Source organism: Sphingomonas sp. PP-F2F-G114-C0414, from assembly GCF_003688595.1.
Classification (GTDB): Bacteria; Pseudomonadota; Alphaproteobacteria; order Sphingomonadales; family Sphingomonadaceae; genus Sphingomonas.
The window spans coordinates 450,136-473,643 of sequence record NZ_RCWT01000011.1 but is presented as its reverse complement, the minus strand read 5'-3'; the positions used below and the strand labels follow the sequence as shown (position 1 = coordinate 473,643).

The 23,508-nt window shown below is 66.5% G+C and carries 18 protein-coding genes; 15 read left to right on the top strand and 3 right to left on the bottom strand.

The annotated features are described in order from the left end of the window. Positions 1-25: 25 nt before the first annotated feature. Positions 26-2,605: an ATP-dependent chaperone ClpB gene (clpB, locus tag C8J47_RS11275; RefSeq protein WP_121885717.1), complete on the bottom strand. Its 2,580-nt coding sequence runs from the start codon at positions 2,603-2,605 to the stop codon at positions 26-28. A gap of 180 nt (positions 2,606-2,785) precedes the next feature. Between clpB and C8J47_RS19190 the strand changes: the two genes are divergently transcribed. Further along, the gene (locus C8J47_RS19190; RefSeq protein ID WP_056054832.1) at positions 2,786-3,199 is read left to right on the top strand and encodes a thioesterase family protein; all 414 of its coding nucleotides are present in this window, start codon (positions 2,786-2,788) and stop codon (positions 3,197-3,199) included. A 115-nt stretch (positions 3,200-3,314) separates the two neighbouring features. Here C8J47_RS19190 and C8J47_RS11265 read toward each other — a convergent pair whose 3' ends face one another. Continuing rightward, positions 3,315-4,709, bottom strand: coding sequence for a short-chain fatty acyl-CoA regulator family protein (locus tag C8J47_RS11265; protein WP_121885716.1), 1,395 nt, complete (start codon positions 4,707-4,709; stop codon positions 3,315-3,317). 100 nt (positions 4,710-4,809) lie between these two features. On the opposite strand from C8J47_RS11265, the gene C8J47_RS11260 reads away from it, so the two are divergent. The 12 genes from C8J47_RS11260 to C8J47_RS11205 all read left to right on the top strand — a co-directional run bounded on the left by C8J47_RS11260 (position 4,810) and on the right by C8J47_RS11205 (position 18,165). Then, a complete protein-coding gene (locus C8J47_RS11260) occupies positions 4,810-6,336 on the top strand; it encodes an acyl-CoA carboxylase subunit beta (RefSeq protein WP_121885715.1) in 1,527 nt (508 codons plus the stop codon). Between the two features lie 57 nt (positions 6,337-6,393). Then, a complete protein-coding gene (locus C8J47_RS11255) occupies positions 6,394-6,696 on the top strand; it encodes a hypothetical protein (protein WP_183129076.1) in 303 nt (100 codons plus the stop codon). Beyond that, positions 6,693-6,905: a hypothetical protein gene (locus C8J47_RS11250; RefSeq protein ID WP_146168618.1), complete on the top strand. Its 213-nt coding sequence runs from the start codon at positions 6,693-6,695 to the stop codon at positions 6,903-6,905. Before C8J47_RS11255 ends, C8J47_RS11250 begins: the two co-directional genes overlap by 4 nt. After that, positions 6,902-7,405 (top strand): hypothetical protein, encoded by a 504-nt coding sequence (locus C8J47_RS11245; RefSeq protein WP_121885714.1) that lies wholly within the window; start codon positions 6,902-6,904, stop codon positions 7,403-7,405. Before C8J47_RS11250 ends, C8J47_RS11245 begins: the two co-directional genes overlap by 4 nt. Further along, positions 7,402-7,827 (top strand): methylmalonyl-CoA epimerase, encoded by a 426-nt coding sequence (gene mce, locus C8J47_RS11240; protein ID WP_121885713.1) that lies wholly within the window; start codon positions 7,402-7,404, stop codon positions 7,825-7,827. The genes C8J47_RS11245 and mce overlap by 4 nt, the downstream gene beginning before the upstream one ends. 10 nt (positions 7,828-7,837) lie before the next feature. Next, positions 7,838-8,623 (top strand): enoyl-CoA hydratase-related protein, encoded by a 786-nt coding sequence (locus C8J47_RS11235; protein ID WP_121885712.1) that lies wholly within the window; start codon positions 7,838-7,840, stop codon positions 8,621-8,623. 130 nt (positions 8,624-8,753) lie between these two features. Beyond that, complete coding sequence (gene scpA, locus C8J47_RS11230; protein ID WP_121885711.1) at positions 8,754-11,021, top strand: methylmalonyl-CoA mutase; 2,268 nt, start codon at positions 8,754-8,756, stop codon at positions 11,019-11,021. Beyond that, positions 11,018-11,590: a TlpA disulfide reductase family protein gene (locus tag C8J47_RS11225; protein ID WP_259467494.1), complete on the top strand. Its 573-nt coding sequence runs from the start codon at positions 11,018-11,020 to the stop codon at positions 11,588-11,590. The genes scpA and C8J47_RS11225 overlap by 4 nt, the downstream gene beginning before the upstream one ends. Before the next feature lie 76 nt (positions 11,591-11,666). After that, positions 11,667-12,716: a biotin synthase BioB gene (gene bioB / locus C8J47_RS11220; RefSeq protein WP_259467511.1), complete on the top strand. Its 1,050-nt coding sequence runs from the start codon at positions 11,667-11,669 to the stop codon at positions 12,714-12,716. Further along, positions 12,707-13,066 (top strand): lysozyme inhibitor LprI family protein, encoded by a 360-nt coding sequence (locus C8J47_RS11215; RefSeq protein WP_121885709.1) that lies wholly within the window; start codon positions 12,707-12,709, stop codon positions 13,064-13,066. The genes bioB and C8J47_RS11215 overlap by 10 nt, the downstream gene beginning before the upstream one ends. A gap of 52 nt (positions 13,067-13,118) precedes the next feature. Beyond that, complete coding sequence (locus C8J47_RS11210; RefSeq protein WP_121885708.1) at positions 13,119-15,203, top strand: acetyl/propionyl/methylcrotonyl-CoA carboxylase subunit alpha; 2,085 nt, start codon at positions 13,119-13,121, stop codon at positions 15,201-15,203. Positions 15,204-15,738: 535 nt separating this feature from the next. Then, a complete protein-coding gene (locus tag C8J47_RS11205) occupies positions 15,739-18,165 on the top strand; it encodes a DUF3772 domain-containing protein (RefSeq protein WP_121885707.1) in 2,427 nt (808 codons plus the stop codon). Here C8J47_RS11205 and C8J47_RS11200 read toward each other — a convergent pair. Beyond that, positions 18,150-19,187: a protein CsuE gene (locus C8J47_RS11200; protein WP_147454316.1), complete on the bottom strand. Its 1,038-nt coding sequence runs from the start codon at positions 19,185-19,187 to the stop codon at positions 18,150-18,152. The two genes, C8J47_RS11205 and C8J47_RS11200, sit on opposite strands and share 16 nt — an antisense overlap. Positions 19,188-19,263: 76 nt before the next feature. Here C8J47_RS11200 and C8J47_RS11195 point away from each other — a divergent pair, with 76 nt between their 5' ends. Together C8J47_RS11195 and C8J47_RS11190 are read left to right on the top strand one after the other, a co-directional pair. Continuing rightward, complete coding sequence (locus C8J47_RS11195; protein ID WP_259467493.1) at positions 19,264-20,679, top strand: sugar porter family MFS transporter; 1,416 nt, start codon at positions 19,264-19,266, stop codon at positions 20,677-20,679. A gap of 75 nt (positions 20,680-20,754) precedes the next feature. Continuing rightward, entirely contained in the window at positions 20,755-23,457 is a 2,703-nt protein-coding gene (locus C8J47_RS11190; RefSeq protein WP_121885705.1) for a TonB-dependent receptor plug domain-containing protein, read from the top strand. The last annotated feature ends 51 nt before the right edge of the window (positions 23,458-23,508 follow it).

Below are 23,508 nucleotides of genomic sequence, written 5' to 3'. Positions count from 1 at the left end.
CTTTTTTTTGTCGTTCGAAGGCGGCTCAGGCGACCTGGAGCACGAGCTTGCCATCGCCCTCGTCGATCTTGACGGTCGCGCCGTCCTTCACCTCGCCGCGCAGGATCATGTCGGCGAGCGGGTCCTGCAGATAGCGCTGGACCGCACGCTTCAACGGCCGTGCGCCGTACACTGGATCATAGCCGACGCGGCCGAGCCACGCTCTCGCGGCGTCCGTCAGGTCGAGGACGATCTTGCGGTCGGCGAGCAGCTTGTCGACGCGGGATACCTGGATGTCGACGATCGGCGCCATGTGCGACTGGCCGAGGCGGTGGAACAGGATCACCTCGTCGAGCCGGTTGAGGAATTCGGGCCGGAAGTGCGACCGGACGATCTCCATCACCTGCGGCTCGACCGACGAGACGTCGTCGCCCTCCGCCATGTTCGCCAGATACTGGCTGCCGAGGTTCGACGTCAGGATGATCAGCGTGTTGCTGAAATCCACCGTGCGCCCCTGGCCATCGGTCAGCCGGCCGTCGTCGAGCACCTGCAACAGCACGTTGAACACGTCGCCGTGTGCCTTCTCGACCTCGTCGAACAGGATGACCTGGTACGGACGCCGCCGCACCGCCTCGGTCAGCACGCCGCCCTCCTCATAGCCGACATAGCCCGGAGGCGCGCCGATCAGCCGCGCGACCGCGTGCTTCTCCATGAACTCGCTCATGTCGATGCGGACCATCGCCGACGGATCGTCGAACAGGAACTCCGCCAGCGCCTTGGTCAGCTCGGTCTTGCCGACGCCGGTCGGTCCGAGGAACAGGAACGAGCCGAGTGGCCGGTTGGGATCCTGCAATCCGGCGCGAGCCCGCCGGACCGCGGTCGAGACGGCCTTCACCGCGTGCGCCTGGCCGATCACGCGCTTGCCGATCGTCGCTTCCATGGCCAGCAGCTTGTCGCGCTCGCCCTGCAGCATCCGCTCGACAGGGATGCCGGTCCAGCGACTGACCACGCCGGCGATGTCGTCGGCGGTGACCTCCTCGCGCAGCATTGCGCCCTTGGTCGCCCCTGCCGCCTCGTCGAGCTGGCGCTGCAACCCCGGAATCGTCCCGTAGGAAAGCTCGCCTGCCTTCGCCAAGTCACCTGAGCGCTGCGCCTGTTCCAGCTCCAGCCGGGCGGCATCGAGCTGTTCCTTGACCCGCGCCTCGGCATTAATTTTGTCCTTCTCGCCCTTCCAGCGCGCCGTCAGCTCAGCGGATTGCTCCTCCAGGTTGACGAGTTCGCCCTCCAGCGTGTCGAGCCGGTCGACCGAGGCGTCGTCGGTCTCGCGTTTCAACGCCTCGCGTTCGATCTTGAGCTGGATGATCCGCCGGTCGAGATTCTCGATTGCCTCGGGCTTCGACTCGACCTCCATGCGGATTCGAGACGCCGCCTCGTCCATCAGGTCGATCGCCTTGTCGGGGAGGAAGCGATCGGTGATGTAGCGGTTCGACAGCGTCGAGGCGGCGACGATCGCGCCGTCGGTGATCCGCACGCCGTGATGAAGTTCGTACTTCTCCTTCAGCCCGCGCAGGATCGAGATCGTGTCCTCGACGGTCGGTTCGCCGACCATGACGGGCTGGAACCGCCGCTGCAACGCCGGGTCCTTCTCGATGTATTTCCGATATTCGTCGAGCGTGGTCGCGCCGACGCAGTGCAGTTCGCCACGGGCCAGCGCCGGCTTGAGCAGATTGCCGGCATCCATCGCGCCCTCGGATTTCCCCGCGCCGATCAGCTGGTGCATCTCGTCGATGAACAGGATGATGTCGCCCTCGGCGGCCTTCACCTCGTCGAGCACGCCCTTCAGCCGCTCCTCGAACTCGCCGCGATATTTGGCACCCGCGATCAGCGAGCCGAGGTCGAGCGACATCAGCCGGCGGTCCTTCAGCGTATCGGGTACGTCGCCATTGGCGATGCGCAGCGCCAGCCCTTCTGCGATTGCAGTCTTGCCGACGCCGGGTTCGCCGATCAGCGCGGGATTGTTCTTGGTCCGGCGCGCGAGGATTTGGATCGTGCGACGGATCTCCTCGTCGCGGCCGATGACCGGGTCGAGCTTGCCGTCGCGTGCTGCCTGCGTCAGGTCGCGCGCAAACTTCTTGAGTGCATCATAGCGATCCTCGGCGCCCGCGGTGTCGGCGGTGCGGCCCTGACGCAGACCGTTGATCGCGGTGTTCAGCCCCTCGGGCGTCACGCCGCCGGCCTTCAAGGCCTTGCCCGCCGCGGTGTTGAGCGACAGCGCGAGTGCGACCAGCAGCCGCTCGACGGTGACGAAGCTGTCGCCTACCTTGCTCGCGATCTGCTCGGCTTGGTCGAGCACGCGCACCGCGTCATTGTCGATTCCGGGCGTGGTCTGCGCGCCCGAGCCCGACACGACCGGGATCTTCGCCAGCGCGAGATCGGTTTCCGACGTCGCGCGCTTGGCGTCGCCGCCCGCTGCCGCGATCAGCCCGGCGGCCATGCCCTGCTCGTCTTCCAGCAGCGCCTTCAACAGATGCTCGGGGGCGATCCGCTGGTGGTTCATGCGGATCGCGACGGTCTGCGCGGATTGCAGGAAGCCCTTCGCGCGGTCGGTGAATTTGTCGATGTTCATGACGAATTCCTGTGGGAAGTTTCGGTGTTCGCCGAAAGATGGTGTTGTATTTGGGCAACACAAGAGGCGGGCGCAGGTCGGATGCTAGGGCTCGCGCGGCACGACTGGAATAGCGTTTATTGTCGGTATCGAAGCGCCGCCGTCATCGCTATGTTCAGGTTCGCATGCTATATATCGCGCGTGACAACAGCGATTCCCCATACCTACGCCATCGGCATCGAGCCGGCCGACATCGACTTCATGGGTCACGTCAACAACGCGAACTATCTGAAGTGGGTACAGGCCGCGGTGATCGACCATTGGCAGCGCCTCGCGCCCGCCGAGGCGGTGGCGGGGCACCTCTGGGTCGCGCTCAAGCACGAGATCACGTACCGCAAACCCGCGTTTCTCGACGACGACGTGATCGCGACCGTGCTGCTGGAGAAGGTCCAAGGCGCGCGCGCGTTCTACGAGACGATCATCAAACGCGGCGAGGACGTGCTCGCCGAGGTGAAGTCGAGCTGGTGCTGCCTGGATGCGGAGACGCTCCGGCCGTCGCGGCTAGCGAACAGCGTCGTCGAGCATTTCTTTCCGAAGGACCCGGCGGCCGCCTAGTTCGTCATTCCCGCGGAGGCGGGAACCCATATTGGCTGACATTTGCGATCGTCAGGACAGTCCGAGGGTATGGATCCCCGCCTGCGCGGGGATGACGGATTTAGGGATGCGGAGGTTAAACCACCTCGTACGGCACCGCGCCGCGCCGGTCTGGATCTACCCGTATCCTACTCGCCGCCGGCGGAAACGCCCTTTGGTCGCAGTCCGTCCGCAAGCAAACGCGACACGAAGACCCGATCGGCGTCGCGATCCCTCCGGTCCCCAGCGCATCCGCATAAATGAACTCCGACGCATTCGCCTCCTCGCACCCCAGCGCCACCGCATAGCGCCGCGCCGGTCGCGTGTACGTTTCGGACGGCTTCACCAGCCCCTTCGCCATCGAGACATAGCGGATGCCGTCGGTCGTCTCGATCAGCTGCGTCAGGATGCGGTCGGGGATCGCCACTGCTTCGTGGACGATCCACAACGGACACGCCCCTCCGAACCGCGCGAACTGCAATCGCGTGGCGGAGTGACGTTTCGTGATGTTCCCCGCCATGTCGACCCGGCAGAAGAAGAACGGAATGCCGAGCGCCCCCGGTCGCTGCAACGTCGAGAGCCGGTGACACGTCTGCTCGAAACTCGTCCCGAAGATCCGCCGCAACCGATCGATGTCGTGGCGGACGCTCCGAGCCTCGGTGCGGAAGCGCGTATAGGGCATGACGATCGCCCCGGCCGCGTAATTGGTCAGCCCCGCGGTCAGCAGCGCGCGCGCCGTCTCGGACGCCATTTCCGACGCCGCGACGATGCCACCGATGACGTCGCCGAACTCGTGCCGCGCGACCTGGTGCGCGAGCGAGAACAGGGTCGTCTCGCCGGGCTGCGATCCATCGAGCCGCAGAGTCGCGCCGTCATAGTCGCGCAACGGTGCGGCGAGCGCGCCCGAGATCGCGACCGACACGCCGCGCGCGGCAAGCCGAGCCTCTAGCGCCGCGATCCGATCCGCGCCCAGCGTCTCGCCGATCTCCTCCGCCCGCCGATCGAGCGCATCGACATAATTGCCCGCCGCATGAAACCAGTCGCGCACGTCCTCCCACGGCAGCAACCCAGGCGCACCCGACCCCGCCACCAGCCGGTCGTCCAGCGCCCGCAACTGCTCCTGCGCGCGCCGATAGGCGTCGTGCATCGCGACGAGGCGCTGCGCCAGCAACGGCTGGTGCTTCACTGCGCGGCGCACCGCGGTCTCGTCGAGCGCAGGTGCCTCCACACTCGTATCCGACACCGCCTCCAGCGTCGCGATCAGCAACGCGGTATCGTCCGCCGCATCGATGCTCCCCCAATCCGCCGGAAACTCACGCGCGAGCGTGATCAGCACGCCCTCGGTCACCGGGCGGTCGCCATTCTCGATCTGCGAGAGATAGCTCACCGACAGCCCGATCCGCGCCGCCATCGCCGCTTGGCTGATGCCGAGGACGCGGCGCAGGTCGCGCAGGCGGTGTCCGACGAAGAGGCGACGTGCGGGAAGGGTCATGCCTCCACCTAGTTTGCAAACATGGTCCGTACAACTTTGCAACATTGCATTTGCGCGAAGCCTCCCGCTCTGTGAAGGCCAGCAACAGGACGGAGAGACGATGTCATCGACGATCGAAGAGCTTGAACGCCGCCGCGAAGCCGCCAGAGTCGGCGGGGGCCTCAAGCGGATCGCAGCGCAGCACGCCAAGGGTAAGCTCACCGCGAGGGAGCGCCTTGACGTGCTGCTGGACGAGGGATCGTTCGAGGAGCTCGACATGTATGTCGAGCATAACTGCGTCGATTTCGGCATGCAGGACCAGATGATCCCCGGCGACGGCGTGGTCACCGGCTCGGGCACGATCAACGGCCGCCTCGTCTTCGTCTTCAGCCAGGACTTCACCGTGTTCGGCGGGTCGCTCAGCGAACGTCACGCGCAGAAGATCTGCAAGGTGATGGACAGTGCGATGAAGGTCGGCGCGCCGATCATCGGCCTGAACGACAGCGGCGGCGCGCGTATCCAAGAGGGCGTCGCCTCGCTCGGCGGCTATGCCGAGGTATTCCAGCGCAACGCGCTCGCATCCGGTGTCGTGCCGCAGCTCTCGCTGATCATGGGCCCGTGCGCGGGTGGCGCGGTCTACAGCCCCGCGATGACCGACTTCATCTTCATGGTGAAGGATTCGAGCTACATGTTCGTCACCGGCCCCGACGTGGTCAAGACGGTGACCAACGAGGTCGTGACGCAGGAGACGCTCGGCGGCGCGGTGACTCACACCACCAAGACGTCGGTCGCCGACAACGCGTTCGAGAATGATATCGAGGCCTTGTTGGCCGCGCGCGATTTCTTCGATTTCCTGCCCGCGTCGAACCGTGACGGCGTACCCGAGCGCCCGACCGCGGACGAATGGGACCGGATCGAGGACAGCCTCGACACGCTGATCCCGGCGTCGGCGAACCAGCCCTACGACATGCACGAGCTGATCCGGAAGACCGTCGACGAAGGCGATTTCTTCGAGACGCAGCCGGCGCATGCGGCGAACATCATCACCGGCTTCGGCCGCATCGAGGGCCGCACGGTCGGCTTCGTAGCAAACCAGCCGATGGTGCTCGCGGGCGTACTCGACATCAATTCGTCGAAGAAGGCCGCGCGGTTCGTGCGGTTCTGCGATGCATTCGAGATCCCGATCGTGACCTTCGTCGACGTTCCCGGCTTCCTGCCCGGTACCGCGCAGGAGCATAACGGCATCATCAAGCACGGCGCGAAACTCCTGTTCGCCTATGCCGAGGCGACCGTGCCGAAGATCACCGTCATCACGCGGAAAGCGTATGGCGGCGCGTACGACGTGATGGCGTCGAAGCACCTGCGCGGCGACCTCAACTATGCATGGCCGACCGCCGAGATCGCGGTGATGGGCGCGAAGGGCGCGGTCGAGATCATCTTCCGCGGCAAGACGCCGGAAGAGATCGCCGAGCGCACCGCGGAATACGAGGCGCGGTTCGCCAACCCGTTCGTCGCCGCGTCGAAGGGCTTCATCGACGAGGTGATCCAACCCCACTCGACGCGCCGCCGCATCGCGCTAGGCCTCCGGAAACTCCGCGGCAAGGCGCTGGAGAATCCGTGGAAGAAGCATGATAACATCCCGCTGTGAGCCATGCTTGTTCGGTGATGACAAGCGCATTATCATGTCATGCGAAGGAGTCGTGACATGCAGACCGAACGCGTGACGTTTCTGACTACCCCCGATCACAAGGCCGCGCTCGATGCGTTTGCCGCGAGCAACGGCATGTCCGTCGGCCATGTCGTGCGCGAGGCGACGACGCGCTATGTCATCGAGGGCGACATGAGCGAGGACGACCGCTTCAAGCTGCTGATCCACGAACTCGACGATGCGCTGCCGGCGATGCACGCCGCGCTCGATCAGGCGATCGAGGGGCAGCAGCGCTTGCGTGCTGACATCGATGCCAAGTTGCGCGACGCCGGCTTGTCCGAAGCGGAGTGTGTCGCATGAGCATGATCGGCGACGCGATGCGGACGATCGAGTCCGTTATCCTGCTCCGCAGCAAGGTGGAGCGATTGAACGAAGAACTGGCCGCGACGAATGCACAGGTGCGACGCGTGGTCGATTCAGTCATCCAGATCAACGGACGCTTGATCCGCCTGGAAGCGTTTGAAGAAGTGCGGTCAGGGGTACGACCTTTGCCAAGGATCGAACGATGATCGCTCTGCTGCTTGCACAGGCCGCGATTCCCGCCGTGGCGCCCGTCTGGAACCTCGCCGATCGCACCAACGCGGCGGGCGTGCGCAGCATCTCCGCATCGGTCACCGGCAATGATGGTCTCTCGCGGTTCGTGGTTAAATGCGACGTTGGCTCCGAGCCGATCGTGTCGATCCAGTTCATCCAGCCGCAGCCGCTCGGGTCGGGCGCGGACAAACCCGTCGCGGTGCGCTTCGATGGCGGGCCGGCGTTCACCTATAACTGGCAGTTTCCGGGAACGGGGACCTATGTCACTGATCCCGAAGCGATCACCAGACTGACGACGTTTCTCGTGAAGTCGAAGACGGTGCGCGTCGAGACGACCAACGGCGCGAACTTCGCGGTGCAGGCGAACTTCGTCGCGCCGACCAGCGATGCGATGATCCGGCAGGTGCTCGGCGTGTGCGGATACACGCTTGGCGTGGTTCCAACGCCACCGCCGCCACCGAAAGATGCGCAATGACATTGGGTCGCCTCAACCATGTCGGGGTCGCGACGCCGTCGATCGCGAAGTCGGTCGAGACGTATCGCCTGCTGCTCGGTGCGGCTGCGATCGGCGAGCCGTTCGACCTGCCCGCGCAGGGGGTGAAGGTGTGCTTCATCGATGCGCCGAACACGCAGATCGAGCTGATCGAGCCGTATGACGAGAGTTCGCCGATCGCGGGGTTCCTGCGCAAGAACCCGGCCGGGGGGCAGCATCATGTCTGTTTCGAAGTCGCCGACATCTCCGCGGCCGTCGCCGACTTGAAGGCGAAGGGTGCGACCGTGTTGGGCGAGCCGCGGATCGGCGCGCACGGCACGCCGATCGTGTTCGTGCACCCGAGGGACTTCGGCGGCATGCTGGTCGAGTTGATGGAGACGCCGGGCGATACCGGCGCGCACTAGGAGAGATCTGATGGCCGCGTACGAGCATATCCTGAGCGAACGGCGCGGCGACGTGCTGGTGCTGACGCTCAACCGGCCCGACCGGCTGAACGCCGCACCGCCGGCGATGTTCGAGGAACTGCGCGCGGCGCTGGGCGACCTGGATGGTGCGCGGGCGGTGCTGATTGCGGGCACGGGGCGTGCGTTCTGTTCGGGCGCGGACGTCGGCGGCGGGGCGCTCGGGTCGGACGATCCGGGCGAGGCGACGTTCGCGGCGCTGACGGGCAGCTATAATCCGACGATGGCGGCGATCGCCGATCTGTCGGTGCCGGTGGTGAGCGCAGTACGCGGGCCCGCGGCTGGGATCGGCTGCAGCCTCGCGCTCGCCGCCGATTTCTGCGTCGCGAGTGAGACCGCGTATTTCCTCCAGGCGTTCGTGAACATCGGACTGGTGCCCGACGGCGGCGCGTCGTGGATGCTGCCGCGGCTGATTGGCAAAGCTCGTGCGACCGAGATGATGATGCTCGGCGAGCGGGTGCCGGCGGCGAAGGCGCTTGACTGGGGGATGGTCCACAAGGTCGTCGCTGATGATGCGCTGGACGCGGAGGCGTTCGCGCTGGCCGAGCGGCTGGCGGCGATGCCGACGGTGGCGCTGGGGTTGATGCGCCGGGCGATCACCGCGGGGTACGAGACGGATTACGCGACCGCGATGCAGGCCGAGGCGGCGAACCAGCGTGAGGCGCGCGGGTCTACGGATTCGATGGAGGGCGGCCTCGCGTTCCTGACGAAGCGCAAGCCGGTGTTCACGGGCAAGTGATGCCTTCTGCTACTCGTTCCCCGGCGAAGGCCGGGGCCCAGGCTCGATGCGCAGCATCGAACGCGCTCCCGCGCGCGGTGTGTTTGAGGGGCTGGGCCCCGGCCTTCGCCGGGGAACCAGGTGCTAGGTAATGACTGACAAACCGAACCCAACCCTCGCCGATTGGCAGGCGCTCGCCGCCAAGGAAGTAAAGGGCGCCGACCTCACCTGGCCGACCCCCGAAGGCATCGACGTCAAACCGCTCTACACCGCGGAAGACGTCTCCACCGACCCCGGCCTCCCCGGTTTCGCCCCCTTCACCCGCGGCGTCCGCGCGTCGATGTACGCCGGTCGCCCGTGGACGATCCGCCAATATGCCGGCTTCTCCACCGCCGAAGCCTCGAACGCGTTCTACCGCCGCAACCTCGCCGCCGGCCAGAAAGGCCTGTCGGTAGCGTTCGATCTCGCCACGCACCGCGGCTATGATTCCGACCACCCCCGCGTCACCGGCGACGTCGGCAAAGCGGGCGTCGCGATCGATTCGGTCGAGGACATGAAGATCCTCTTCGACGGCATCCCGCTCGACAAGATGTCGGTCAGCATGACGATGAACGGCGCGGTGATTCCAATCCTCGCCTTCTTCATCGTCGCCGGCGAGGAGCAGGGCGTCGACCGCAAACTGCTCGACGGGACCATCCAGAACGACATCCTCAAGGAGTTCATGGTCCGCAACACCTACATCTACCCACCCGAGCCGAGCATGCGGATCATCTCGGACATCTTCGGCTACACGTCGCGCGAGATGCCCAAGTTCAACAGCATCTCGATCAGCGGCTATCACATGCAGGAAGCCGGGGCGACGCAGCTTCACGAACTCGCTTTCACGATCGCCGACGGCATGGAATACGTGAAATACGGCGTCGCGAGCGGACTCGACATCGACAAGTTCGCCGGGCGGCTATCGTTCTTCTTCGCGATCGGCATGAACTTCTTCATGGAGATCGCCAAACTCCGCGCCGCCCGCGTCCTCTGGCACCGCGCGATGACGCAATTGGGCGCGCAGGACGAGCGTTCGAAGATGCTCCGCACGCATTGCCAGACCAGCGGCGTCTCGCTCACCGAGCAGGACCCGTACAACAACGTCATGCGGACGACGATCGAGGCGATGGCGGCGATGCTCGGTGGCACGCAGTCGCTCCACACCAACGCGCTCGATGAGGCGATCGCGCTGCCGACCGACTTCTCCGCGCGGATCGCGCGCAACACGCAGATCGTGATCCAGGAAGAGACGGGGATGACCAAGGTCGTCGATCCGCTCGGCGGTAGCTATTATATCGAGAGCCTGACGCAGTCGCTGGTCGACGGGGCGTGGAGCCTGATCGAGCGGATCCAGTCCGAGGGCGGCATGGCGAAGGCGGTCGCGGCGGGCTGGCCAAAGGCGATGATCGAGGAAGCCGCCGCCGGCCGCCAGGCGCGCGTCGATCGCGGCGAGGACGTCATCGTCGGCGTGAACAAGTACAAACTCGCCGAACAGGACGCGATCGAGATCCTCGACGTGGACAACGTCGCGGTGCGGGCCGGCCAGATCGAACGCATCAACCGCGTAAAGGCAACGCGCGACGAAGCGGCATGCCGCGCCGCGCTCGACGCCCTCCGCGAAGGTGCGCGCATTCCTCCCCGGAACGGGGAGGGGGACCATCCGCAGGCTGGTGGAGGGGGCGTGCCACAAGCGGGTACGCCTGAGGAAGCCCCCCTCCGTCAGCCTTCGGCCGACACCTCCCCGAATCGGGGAGGATTTGAGAACAACCTCCTCGCGCTCGCGGTCGAATGCGCCCGAGCCCGCGCCACGCTCGGCGAAATATCCTCCGCGATGGAGGACGTGTTCGGCCGCTACGGCACGCAACCCACCCCCGTGTCCGGCATCTACGGCGGCGCCTACGAGGACGACGCGCGCTGGACCCGCCTCACCGACGGCGTCGAGGCCACCGAGCGCCGCATGGGGCGCAAACCCCGCATGCTGGTCGCCAAGATGGGCCAGGACGGCCACGACCGCGGCGCCAACCTCGTCTCGTCGATGTTTGGCGACCTGGGCTTCGAGATCGTCCCCGGCCCACTCTTTCAGACCCCCGCCGAAGCCGCCGCGCTCGCGCTCGAAAACGACGTCGACATCGTCGGTGCCTCGTCACTCGCCGCCGGCCATAAGACGCTGATCCCCGAGCTGATCGGCTATCTCCGCGAGGCAGGCCGCGCCGACATCAAGGTGATCGCGGGGGGCGTTATCCCCGCACAGGACTATCAGGCGCTGCGCGATGCCGGGGTCCAGGCGATCTTCGGACCCGGCACCAACCTGATCCAGGCCGCCGAGGACGTGTTGAAACTGCTCGGCCACAACATGGCACCTGAGGAGGAACGGGTATGAACATGCGCACCACGGTGTTGGCGGTGGCGCTGACCGCTTTCAGTATCGCGCCGGCCGTGGCGCAGGAAACCGCGCCGACCACGGGTCGCTCGATCACTACGATCGCGCAAGTCATGGTGAAGACGCGCGAAGGCAAGGCGATCCCGCTCGGATCGCGCATCACGCCAGGCAAACCCACCCTCGTGTCGATCTGGGCGAGCTGGTGCCCGCCGTGCATCGCCGAAGCCCCGTATCTGAACAAGATCCGCAAGGACTTGGGCAGCGGCTACAACTTCCTCTACATCAACCGTAGCGAGGGTAGTCCCGATCGGACCCAACCGCCGGCCGCGATCGCGCAGTTCCTGCAGCGTGCGGGCATGAGCGACATCGACTACGTCGTCGCGGACGTCGATGCGTACCGCCAGATCATCGGCAAGGACATCAAGGACATCCCCGACGGCAAGGTCGGCATTCCGCGCGTCTATCTGTTCGACGCCAAGGGGCGGCAGATCCACACCGCCTACGGCTTCGGCGACGGCGGCGGGCCCGAACTCGAAGCGCGCGTGAAGCGTGCGATGGCGGCCAAGTGACACCGCCCGCCAGTTACGCTGCCGCGCGCACGCGCTATGCGATGACGCGAAACGACCAGAGACCAAAGGCCGCATGATGATCGAAACCCTCCTCCGTCCCCCAGTCGCGACTGGCGCGCCAAAGTCCGTGTCGAGCCGCACTGACTGGACCCGCCCGGAAATCGCCGCGCTGTTCGACCTGCCGTTCGACGAACTCATGTTCCGCGCGCAGACCGTCCACCGCGCGCATCATGCGATCGGCGAAGTCCAGCTCTGCACGTTGTTGTCGATCAAGACCGGCGGCTGTCCCGAGGACTGCGGCTATTGCTCGCAGTCCGCGTCGTCCGACTCCGGCCTGAAGGCGGAAAAGCTGATGGACGTCGACGCCGTCCTAGCGGACGCCGCGCAGGCGAAAGCCGCCGGCTCGCAGCGTTTCTGCATGGGCGCCGCGTGGCGCAACCCGAAGCCGCGCGACATGCCGAAGGTCGTCGCGATGGTCGAGGGCGTCCGCGCGATGGGGCTCGAGACGTGCATGACGCTCGGCATGCTCGACGCGGACCAGGCCAGGCAGCTTGCCGACGCGGGCCTCGATTACTACAACCACAACATCGACACCTCGCCCGAGAATTACGGCAACGTCATCACCACGCGGACCTTCGGCGACCGGCTGGAGACTCTGGCGAACGTCCGTGACGCGGGGATCTCGGTCTGCTGCGGCGGGATCGTCGGGATGGGCGAGACGCGCAGCGACCGCGTCGGCTTCGTCCACGCGCTCGCCACGCTGCCGCGCCACCCCGAGAGCGTCCCCGTCAACGCGCTGGTCCCGGTCAAGGGCACGCCGCTCGGCGACATGCTCGCCGGCACGCCGATGGCGCAGATCGACGATATCGAGTTCGTCCGGACGGTCGCCGTCGCGCGGATCACGATGCCGCTCAGCATGGTGCGCCTGTCGGCCGGGCGCGAGAGCATGTCCGAGGCGACCCAGGCGCTCTGCTTCATGGCCGGTGCGAACTCGATCTTCACTGGCGACAAGCTGCTGACCACCGGCAACGCCGGCGATAGCGCCGACGCGACGCTGCTGGCCAAGCTCGGGATGAAACCGATGGTCGGCCCCGAGCCGATGCGAGAGGCCAAGACATGCTGTTGATCGCACTTTTGATGGCCGCCGCGCCGATGCAGTCACAGGCGACGATGAACCGTTCCGCCGGCACGAGTTATGCCCAGGCCGATGCCACGATGACCGCGCAGTGGAACCGGACGTACGCCCATATGAAGCGGCGCGACGCGCAGGACGGGTCGCGTGGCGGCGGCTTCGGCTATGCTGCGGCGCTGTTGGAGAGTCAGCGTGCTTGGCTCAAGTTCCGCGATACGCAGTGCGTGATCGAAGGCGGGCAATATGCCGGCGGTTCGGCGCAGGGCATGACGATTGTCGGATGTCGGACCGGCCTGACGCAGGCCCGCACGAAGCAGCTCAAGACGATGATTTGGTACCAATAACCAGTCCGCACCCGGACCGCGTCCGGCAAGACGGCACAGATTAGGGCGAGTGATGTTCAAGAAAATCCTGGTCGCCAATCGGGGCGAGATCGCGTGTCGGGTCATGCGGACCGCCAAGGCGATGGGCATCAAGACCGTCGCGGTCTATTCCGACGCCGACGCGCGCGCGCCGCATGTGCTGATGGCCGACGAGTCCGTCCGGCTCGGGCCGGCACCTGCCGCGGAGAGCTATCTCAAGGCCGAACTGATCCTGCTCGCGGCCAAGGAAACCGGCACGGACTGCATCCATCCCGGCTATGGCTTCCTCTCCGAACGCGAGAGTTTCGCGCTCGCCTGCGCCGAGGCTGGGATCGCGTTCGTCGGGCCGCCCGCGAACGCGATCGCCGCGATGGGTGACAAGATCGAATCGAAGAAGCTCGCCAAGGCCGCGGGCGTCAACGTCGTGCCGGGCTATCTCGGCGAGATCGACAGCACCGATCACGCGGTCGAGATCGCCGGCGGCATCGGCTATCCGGTGATGATGAAGGCGTCGGCCGGCGGCGGCGGCAAGGGCATGCGCCTCGCCTACAGCGAACAGGACGTCCGCGAAGGCTTCGAGGCGACCAAGCGCGAGGGGCTGGCGAGCTTCGGCGACGACCGCGTGTTCATCGAGAAATTCATCGAATCGCCGCGTCACATCGAGATCCAGCTGATCGGCGACCAGCACGGCAACATCGTCTACCTCAACGAGCGCGAATGCTCGATCCAGCGGCGGCATCAGAAGGTCGTCGAGGAGGCGCCGTCGCCGTTCGTCACGCCCAAGATGCGTAAAGCGATGGGCGAGCAGGCGGTCGCACTGGCACAGGCGGTGGGGTATTTTTCGGCCGGGACGGTCGAGCTGATCGTGTCGGGCGCGGACACGACGGGGGAGGGGTTCTACTTCCTCGAGATGAACACCCGGCTCCAGGTCGAGCATCCTGTGACGGAGGAGGTAACCGGGCTGGATCTCGTCGAACTGATGATCCGGGTGGCTGCGGGGGAGCCGCTCGGGTTTACGCAGGACGAGGTGAAGCTCAACGGCTGGTCGATCGAGAACCGGGTGTATGCCGAAGACCCGTATCGTGGGTTCCTGCCGTCTATCGGGCGTCTGGTGCGCTACAATCCGCCCCTCCCGTTCGCCCTGAGCGAAGTCGAAGGGCATGGCTCAAGCGGAGGTGCTTCGACTTCGCTCAGCACGAACGGGGAAGGGGGTGCGGAGTTCGCGGAACCCCGAGTCCGTGTCGACGACGGCGTGCGCGAGGGCGGCGAGGTCAGCATGTTCTACGACCCGATGATCGCCAAGCTCATCACCTGGGCGCCTACCCGCGACGGCGCCATCGCCGCGCAGATCGCCGCGCTCGACGCGTTCGAGCTGGAGGGGCCGGGGAACAATATCGATTTCCTCTCGGCGATCATGCAGCATCCGCGGTTCCAATCGGGTGCGCTCACCACCGGCTTCATCGCAGAGGAATATCCCGAAGGCTTCCACGGCGCCCCCGCCGACGCTGAGCTGCTGAAGACGCTCGCCGCGGTCGCCGCCTTCGCTGCAACGGCAGAAGCCGACCGCGCGCGCCGCATCGACGGCCAGCTTGGCAAGCGTCTCCGTCCGCCCGCCGACTGGTCGGTGACGATCGACCAAGTCGATCACGCGGTGACGGTGTCGACCGATGGCATCGCGGTCGACGGCGAAGACCTCGACCTGGCGCTCGAATACACGCCGGGCGACCGGATGGTGGTCGCGGACGGCCATGGGCCTGATGCCGACGAGCATCTCACGATCCGTATTGCCAAGGCCCGCGCCCGTTTCAAGCTGACGACGCGCGGCGCGAGCCATGTCGCCCGCGTGCTGCCCGCCCGCGTCGCGCCCTACACCGCGCACCTGATCGAGAAGGTCGCGCCCGATCTGTCGAAATTCCTGATCTGCCCGATGCCGGGATTGCTGGTGCGGCTCGACGTCGCGGCAGGGGACCGGGTCGAGGCGGGCCAGGCGCTGGCGGTGGTCGAGGCGATGAAGATGGAGAACATCCTGCGCGCCGAGAAGACGGGGACGGTGAAGTCGGTGGCAGCGAAGACGGGGGATAGCCTCGCGGTGGATCAGGTTATTCTTGAGCTGGACTGAGCTAGCGCGCCACCCGGTTTGCATCACCAGCGCGCGTCTCGCCCCGTCATGCCGGACTCGTTCCGGCATCTACCGTTCCGCAGGGTCGAGAACGTCGAGTGTGCGGGACGGTGGGTCCCGGCCTCCGCCGGGATGACGGACTAGGGTGGAGGGCGCGTTCCTGATCGTGACTCCGTGGCCATGGACGGCGCCGTGGTTTCCCCGCGAAGGCGGGGACCCAGTCTGGGCTCCCGCCTTCGCGGGAGAACAAGTGTGTACGGGTGACGGCTGTGCTCTCGGGACGTGTCCCCACAAAAACACCACCCCGGCGAAGGCCGGGGCCCAATTGGGGGACGGTAGTGATGTAGGTCGGTGTGCCGTTACGCCCGCTTTTCCAATTGGGCCCCGGCCTTCGCCGGGGTGGTGCAAATGAGGCTGGTGGAGTGATGCAAATCGGGTGCGAAAGCTTTACCCCAACGGCTTTCCGATACCGGTGACGGTTGCCAGTAAACCGCACCCCTCCCGTTTCCGGCCCCACCGCTGTACAGCACCGCGGATGACTCTCCTCCGTTACCTCGCCGCGCTCCTTATGGCCGTCACCGCGCTCCCCGCGATCGCGCAGGACGAGCCCAAGGTCGCGACCGTCGCTGCCAGCCTCACCCAGGCCTCCGCCGAGCTCCAGGCGATCGACGACGCCACCCCCGCGGCACGTGACGACAAGGCGCGGCAGGCGTTGCGGGATCGCGCGCAGGCGGTGCAGGCGACCGCCGCCGACGCGGTCCGCACGCTCACCCCGGAGATGGCGCTGGTCCAGGCGCGCGTGACCGAACTCGGCGCCGCTACCCCCGGCGTCGTCGAAGCGCCCGAGATCCGCCAGCAACGCAAGCTCCTCGCGCAGAGCCAGTCGGCGATCGACTCGGCGATCAAGCGCGCGCGCCTCATCGGGATCGAAGCCAAGCAGCAGATCGACGATATCGGCGCGGCGGAGGCGGAGGAACTCGGCCAGCACTTGTCCGAAAACACCGGCTCGCCGCTGTCGCCGACCTTGTGGGCGGCGATCGTCGATCACCTGCCGCGTGATTCCGCGCGGCTGATGCGGTTCGTCAATACCGGGGTGCGTCAGTTCTCCTCGCGGTTCGGCATGCACGCCGGGACCGGCCTGCTGATCGGGATCCTCACCGCTTTGGTGCTGGTCGTGCCGCTGCGGGGCTGGCTGCACCGTGTCGGTCGCCGCTACGCGACCAACCATGCGCCCGGCGGTCGCCTGCGACGCTCGGCCTATGCGCTTTGGCTGGTGGTGATCGGCACCGCGCTGCCCGGTCTCGCCGCCTGGGCGATCGTCGCGTCGTTACGCTGGGGCGGATTGGTGTCGCCCGCCTGGAGCCGGTTCGGTGCGATCTTCGTCGGCCTGGCGTGGTTCTGCGCGTTCGTGTCGTCGCTTGGCGGCGCGCTGCTGTTGCGCGGTCAGTCGACGTGGCGGTTGCTGCCGATCGGCGACGCCGCGGCGCAGGCGCTTCGGCCGTATAGCTGGATGGCGGCGGCGCTGATCTTCTTCGGGCAGTTGCTGATCGCGACCAACCTGCTGATCGGTATCAGCGCGCCCGCGTCGAGCGCGGCCAACGCGGTCGTCGCGCTGTTCCATATCATGGTGCTCGGCGCGATCCTGGTGACGCTCGGCCGGTTGCGCGCCGCGGCGTTGCCCGACCCGACCAAACCCGCGCGCAACACGCTGCTCGCGATCGTCGCGACGCTGGTGTGGCTGGTGCTGCTCGTGACGCTGATCGCCGGCCTGATCGGCTATGTGAATTTCGCGTTCAAGGTCGCGACGTGGCTGCTGTGGGGGGCTATCGTCGGTGCGACGCTGTACCTGATGATGACCTTCACCGACGACGCGTGCCGCACGTTGCTGTCGAGCGGCAACCGTCTCGGGCGCTCGGCGAACAGCGGGTTTGGGGTCGATAACAAGACCGTCGACCAGATCGGCGTGCTGCTGTCGGCGGTGCTGCGGCTGTTGCTGATTCTGCTTGCGGTCGGCGCGGTGATGGCGCCGTTCGGGGCGGGCGTCGGCTCGGCGTTCGAGCTGTTCGGGACGGTCGCGAACGGTATCACGGTCGGGCAGGTCACGATCTCGCCGGGCGCGGTGCTGCGCTCGCTGGTCGTGCTGTTCGTCGCGCTGGCGATCATGCGCGGGCTCCAGCACTGGCTGGTGAACAGCTACCTGCCGACCACCGCGATGGACGCCGGTGCGCAGAATTCGGTGACGATGGTCGCGCGCTATGCCGGGATCATCGCCGCGGTGCTGTGGTCGCTCGGCGCGCTCGGGATCGGCATGGAGAAGCTGGCCGTGGTGCTCGGTGCGCTGTCGGTCGGGATCGGCTTCGGTCTCCAGGCGATCACGCAGAACTTCGTCTCGGGGCTTATCCTGCTCGCCGAGCGCCCGGTCAAGATTGGCGATCTCGTCCGGATCGGCAATATGGAGGGCGACGTGAAGCGGATCAACGTGCGCTCGACCGAGATCCAGGTCGCGGACCGCTCGACGCTGATCGTGCCGAATTCGGAACTGATCACCAAGACGATCCAGAACATGACGCTGGCCGCGCCGATCGGCCGGATCCAGCTGCAATTCTCGGTACCGCTCGAGGAGAATCTCGATGCGGTGCGGGCGATGCTGTTCGCCGCATTCGCTGAGAAGCACGAGGTGCTCGACGATCCCGAAGCCAAGGTCTTCATCGATTCGATCGATGCGGGGCGCGCCAAGTTCAACTGCTTCGCGTACGTGGCGAGCCCGCGCGATGCCTATCCGATCCGTAGCGAGTTGTTGTTCACGCTGCTCCGCCAGTTCCGCGAGGCGGGGATCGAGGTCGGGACGACCGCGACCAAGATGGAACTGGTCGGGTCGCTGCCGTCGATCGTCGGGACGGATCCGGCGGCGCCGCAACCCGATCAGACGGCGGATCAGGCAGGCGTTCAGAACAGGACGTAGGGCAACGACACGCTGAAGCTCGATCCCGCCGCCATCGTACCGCGCGGGCGAACGCGGACGTTGGTGACTGCCTTTGGCGTCGTGGTCGGATCGTAGGTCCAGCTGGTGCCGCCGTTCTCCGAGAAATCGACATCGTCGCTGGTGCTCGCAGGCGTGCTATAGGTGACGGCGAGCGACGAGGCGGGCGATCCCTCGGCAGTCTTGACGAAGGTGGGTGACGCGGTGCCGTCGCCGTCGAGCGCCACGGCGCCGCGGTTCGGCGTCGGCAGGACGATATTGAGCGAATTGGCGTCGATCGCGATGATATCGGGGTTGGTAAGCGTGATCGTCGTACGCTGTTTGCTGCCTGGGATCGCGCGCGGGTTGCCGGTCGTGGATTGGGGATCCCATGTCGTGTGCGTGACGATCGACACGGTGAACGGCTTGGCTGTGACGATCATCGTCACCGCGACGTTGGCAACGGGAATCGTCGTGGGATTGGCGTCGAGGGTGCCGACACAGAGACCCAGCGCGCCGAGCAGATCGCAGAATCGCCATTCCCAGGCGATCTTGAAATTGCCCTTGTAGGTGCCCGGCGCGACCGCGGCGGCGGACGATGGACGGACATAGACCTTCACGTTGCGCGCCGATCCGCCGAGCAGCCCGAGCAGATTGACGAGCGTACCGTTCATGTAGACGAACGGGGTTCCCGCGGTGAACGGGTTCGCGCCCGCGCCGTCCGCGGCGATGACGTATTTCGCGGTGACCGTATTCAGGGGGTTGGTCGAGGTCAGCTTGAAGCCGTCCGCGCTCGTGACCGTCGCGCGCAGGAAGTTACCGGACAGCACCGAGATCGTCGTGGCGGGGCAGTCGAACCCTGCCAGCACCGGTACATAGGGTGGCGCGCCGCCGAGCAGCGCATTGGGCGAAAAGGTGCCGAGCGCGGTCGAGGCGGGATCGGCGACCGCGCAGGCTGCCCATGCCGATGACGGCATCGCGAACGCCGCCGTGGCGATCAGCAATCTGGTGAACCCGGTCCTCAATGTCGCGCCCTTTCCGCTAGTTACGCGACGGGGCTAGGCCGGCATTCGTTAATGCGTTTTGAAGAACCTGAATCGGGTGTTTTCGCGTGCCGAAACGGCATGCATCGGCCTTGCCGCGATCGTCGAAGTGTTCGACACGGGGATCATGACGCCAACGACCCGACCGCCGCGCACGAGCGCCTCCACCCCATCCTCGCCGCATACCGTCCTGATCGCCAGCGTCGCCACCGCCGCGCTCGCCGGGCTGCTGTTCGGGTTCGACACCGCGGTCATTGCTGGCGTCACCGGGGCGTTGAAGGCCAAGTTCGCGCTCAGCGAAGCATGGCTGGGCTTTACGGTGTCGTCGGCGCTGTGGGGAACGCTGATCGGGGCGATGTTCGTCGGCACGCTCGGCGATCGCTACGGCAGTCGCAACGTGCTGCGGATGCTGGCCTTCCTCTACATCGTCACCGCGCTCGGGTGTGCGCTGGCGTGGAACTGGTACAGCTTCATCGGCTTCCGCTTCATCATCGGCATCGCGATCGGCGGGTCGTCGGTGTTGGCGCCCGCGTATATCGCCGAGCTCGCCCCGCCTGCGCAGCGTGGTAAGATGGTCGGCGGGTTCCAGTTCGCGGTGATCCTCGGCATCCTGCTCGCCTATGTCTCGAACGCGGTGATCGGCGCGCTCGATCTCGGCGATAGCGAATGGCGGTGGAAGCTCGGGATCGTCGCGCTCCCGTCGCTCGTGTTCCTCGCGTTGCTGTTCCGCATCCCCAACTCGCCGCGCTGGCTGCTCACCAAGGGGCGCGATGCGGAGGCGAGGAACGTGCTCGCGACGATCGGCATGAGCCCCGACGTCGCGCGTGCCGAACTCGATGCACCCAAGGGCGATGGGCGCCTGTCGTGGACGCGTCACCGCAAGCCGATCACGCTCGCCTTCCTAGTGGCGATGTTCAACCAGTTCAGCGGCATCAACGCGTTCCTCTATTACCTCAACGACATCTTCAAGGCGTCGGGCGGCAGCCTCTCGCCCGACCTCCAGGCGGTGATGATCGGGGTCGCCAACATGGTGTTCACGCTGCTCGGGATGCTGCTGATCGACCGGATCGGCCGGCGAACCCTGCTGCTCTGGGGCTCGGCCGGCATGACCGCGGCGTTGACGGTCGGCGGGCTGGCGCTGCTCGGCGTGCTGCCGAGCTTGCTGCTGTTGCCCTCGCTGATCGTGTTCATCATGTTCTTCGCGCCCGGCTCCGGTGCGGTGATCTGGGTCTATATCTCGGAGGTCTTCCCGCAGAACGTCCGTGCGCGCGGGTCGAGCATCGGGTCGTCGAGCCATTGGGGATGGAACGCGGTGATCGCGCAGGCCTTCCCGATCGCCGCGGCATGGTCGGCGGGCGTGCCGTTCTTGGTGTTCGCGGCGATGATGGCGGTGCAGTTCGTCACGGTGCTGCTGTATTTTCCCGAAACCAAGGGCGTCGCGCTCGAAGACATGGACGCGCACATGGCGCGCTGACCCGGCACAATCCTGCGACAATTGGCGGCTAGGCACGGCACGCGGCCAGTTGGTGGTCGAAGGGGTGTGACGGGTATGCGTATTCTGGGTCTGATGCTGGCGACGAGCATGCCCACGCTGGCGATTGCGCAACAGGCGCCTGCGCCTGACGCGCCCGCATCGACGCCAGCGGCTGCGGCGCCGACCACCGCACAGTCTGCTCCGTCACAATCTGTTGCGCCCGCGCCAGCGCCTGCTGCTGCTGCCGAGGCGCAGGCGGCGGAACAGGACGAGGCGGCCGATTCGGAAGAGATCGTCGTCACCGGGTCGCGCAAGCCACGCGGGTCGGTGATCGGCGATATCCCGCCCGACCAGACGATCGGCCAGTCAGAAATCCGCTCCTACGGCGTCAGTTCGATCTCCGACCTGTTGAGCGAACTCAGCCCGCAGACGACCAGCGGGCGCGGCAGCGGCGGCGCACCGGTGGTCCTGCTCAACGGCCGCCGCATCTCGAGCTTCTCCGAGATCCGCGACATCCCGACCGAGGCAATCCAGCGAGTCGACATCCTGCCCGAGGAGGTCGCGCTCAAATACGGCTATCGCGCCGATCAGAAGGTCGTGAACTTCGTCCTGCGCCGCCGCTTCCGCGCGGTGACCGTCGAGGGCGTCGACACGATGCCGACCGGGGGGGGCAGCAATTCACCCGACGGCAAGCTCGACCTGCTCAGCATCGCGCGCGATCGCCGGGTCAACCTGCACGCCGAATACACCTCGTCCTCGGCCCTGACCGAAGCCGAGCGCGACATCGTCCCGACCTCGACCGGCACCGGCAGCAGCGCGGTGGGCGCCAATGGTGCGGTCGTCGACCCGACCCCGTACCGCACGCTGCAAGCCGCGACGAACACCTTCACCGCGAACAGCGTCTATGCGCGCAACATCTTCGGCAACGTCGGCGCGACGATCAACGCCCGGCTCGAATCGACCGACAGCCGCGGCCTCAACGGGCTGCCCATCGCCAGGCTCACGCTCGCCGACGGCACGACCGTCAACCGCGCGCTCGACGACGCGGGTTTCCTGCCGCTGGCGCAACGCGTCTCGTCGATCTCGGCGCATCTCGGCACCACGCTGAACGGTGATCTCGGCACGTGGCGCTGGAACGTCACGGGCAATTACGATCGCAGCGATACGCAGACCTTCACCGATACCGGCGTCGATTCGAGCGCATTCCAGGCGCGGCTGAACGCGGGCGATCCTACCGCCAACCCGTTCGCACGGCTGTCGGCGAGCGATATCGGTGCCGCGCCCGGCAATCGTGCCTATGCGACGCAGAACACCGGCGAGATCGACGCGGTGCTCAACGGCACGGTGTTCAACCTGCCCGCGGGGGCCGTCTCGACGACGATCAAGCTCGGCGGCCAGACCGCGGACTTCGACAGCCGCTCCTACCGCGCCGGCCTCGCGCAGCGCGGGCAGGTATCGCGCGATACCGTCGACGGCCAGGTCAACATCGACGTGCCGATCTCGAGCCGCGGCAAGGATGTGCTGCCGTTCCTCGGGACGTTGTCGGCGAACTTCAATCTGGCGGAGGACCATCTGTCGGACCTTGGGACGCTGACGACGCTCGGCTATGGCGCGAACTGGTCGCCGATCGATGGCGTGCGGCTGATCGCCTCGGTCACCGATACCGACGAGGCACCGACGGCGCAGCAACTCGGCAATCCGTCGATCACGACGCCCAACGTCCGCATCTTCGATTACGTCCGCGGCACCACCGCGACGGTCACGACGATCAGCGGCGGCAATCCGGCGCTGGTCTCGGACAACAACCACGTCCGCAAGCTTGGCCTGACGCTGAAGCCGTGGAGCAAGAAGGACCTCAGCTTCACCGCGAACTATGTCTCGAGCCGCGTCGACAATCCGATCGCCGCGTTCCCGAGCGCGACCGCATCGATCGAGGCGGCGTTCCCCGATCGCTTTACCCGCGATGCGAGCGGCAATCTGCTCCAGGTCGATAGTCGTCCGATCAATTTCGCGCGCAGCGAACGCTCCGAATTGCGCTGGGGGATCAATTTCTCCGCGCCGCTCAAATCGAAGATCCAGAAGGAGCTAGAGGCGTATCGCGCCGGCACCGGCCCCAATCCGTTCGAGGGTCTGCAGCCCCCCGGCGGCTTTCGTCGACCCGATGGCGCGGGCGGCGATGGCCCGCGCGGCGATGGTCCCCGTGGCGCAGGGGCTCGCGAAGGTGGCCCTGGCGGTGGCGGTCCTGGTGGTGGTGGTGGCCGTTTCGGCGGCGGCGGGCGCGGGCAGGCGGGCGGGCGACTGCAATTCGCGTTCTACCACACCTGGCATTTCACCGACCGGGTGCTGGTCGCCGATGGTGGCCCGAGCCTGAACCTGCTCAACGGTGATGCGATCGGCAGCAGCGGCGGCCAGTCGCGCCACGAACTCGAGGCGCAGGCGGGCTACAGCAACAACGGCGTCGGCGTCCGGCTGTCGGCGCAATATGCGAGCGGCACGCGCGTCAACGGCGGCACGCTGGCCGCACCCGAGACGCTCAATTTCGGCGGGCTCGCGACCGCCAACGCACGGCTGTTCGCGGATCTCGGCCAGCGTCTCGAATGGGTCAAGGCGCACCCGTGGCTGCGCGGCATGCGCGTGAGCCTCGCGGTCACCAATATCCTCAACACCCGCCAGCGCGTCACCGATGCGACCGGCGCGACGCCGAACAGCTATCAGCCGGATTACCTCGATCCGCTAGGCCGCACGGTGAGGCTCAGCATCCGCAAGCTGTTCTTCTAAGCTTCCCTCGCCCCTACGGGGAGAGGGAGGGGCCCGCGCGCGCTTGCGCGT

Coding starts and splice junctions, on each gene's coding strand:
- clpB (WP_121885717.1), bottom strand. CDS start 2,605: ATGAACATCGACAAATTCACCGACCGCGCGAAGGGCTTCCTGCAATCC.
- C8J47_RS11265 (WP_121885716.1), bottom strand. CDS start 4,709: ATGACCCTTCCCGCACGTCGCCTCTTCGTCGGACACCGCCTGCGCGAC.
- C8J47_RS11260 (WP_121885715.1), top strand. CDS start 4,810: ATGTCATCGACGATCGAAGAGCTTGAACGCCGCCGCGAAGCCGCCAGA.
- C8J47_RS11255 (WP_183129076.1), top strand. CDS start 6,394: ATGCAGACCGAACGCGTGACGTTTCTGACTACCCCCGATCACAAGGCC.
- C8J47_RS11250 (WP_146168618.1), top strand. CDS start 6,693: ATGAGCATGATCGGCGACGCGATGCGGACGATCGAGTCCGTTATCCTG.
- C8J47_RS11245 (WP_121885714.1), top strand. CDS start 6,902: ATGATCGCTCTGCTGCTTGCACAGGCCGCGATTCCCGCCGTGGCGCCC.
- mce (WP_121885713.1), top strand. CDS start 7,402: ATGACATTGGGTCGCCTCAACCATGTCGGGGTCGCGACGCCGTCGATC.
- C8J47_RS11235 (WP_121885712.1), top strand. CDS start 7,838: ATGGCCGCGTACGAGCATATCCTGAGCGAACGGCGCGGCGACGTGCTG.
- scpA (WP_121885711.1), top strand. CDS start 8,754: ATGACTGACAAACCGAACCCAACCCTCGCCGATTGGCAGGCGCTCGCC.
- C8J47_RS11225 (WP_259467494.1), top strand. CDS start 11,018: ATGAACATGCGCACCACGGTGTTGGCGGTGGCGCTGACCGCTTTCAGT.
- bioB (WP_259467511.1), top strand. CDS start 11,667: ATGATCGAAACCCTCCTCCGTCCCCCAGTCGCGACTGGCGCGCCAAAG.
- C8J47_RS11215 (WP_121885709.1), top strand. CDS start 12,707: ATGCTGTTGATCGCACTTTTGATGGCCGCCGCGCCGATGCAGTCACAG.
- C8J47_RS11210 (WP_121885708.1), top strand. CDS start 13,119: ATGTTCAAGAAAATCCTGGTCGCCAATCGGGGCGAGATCGCGTGTCGG.
- C8J47_RS11205 (WP_121885707.1), top strand. CDS start 15,739: ATGACTCTCCTCCGTTACCTCGCCGCGCTCCTTATGGCCGTCACCGCG.
- C8J47_RS11190 (WP_121885705.1), top strand. CDS start 20,755: ATGCGTATTCTGGGTCTGATGCTGGCGACGAGCATGCCCACGCTGGCG.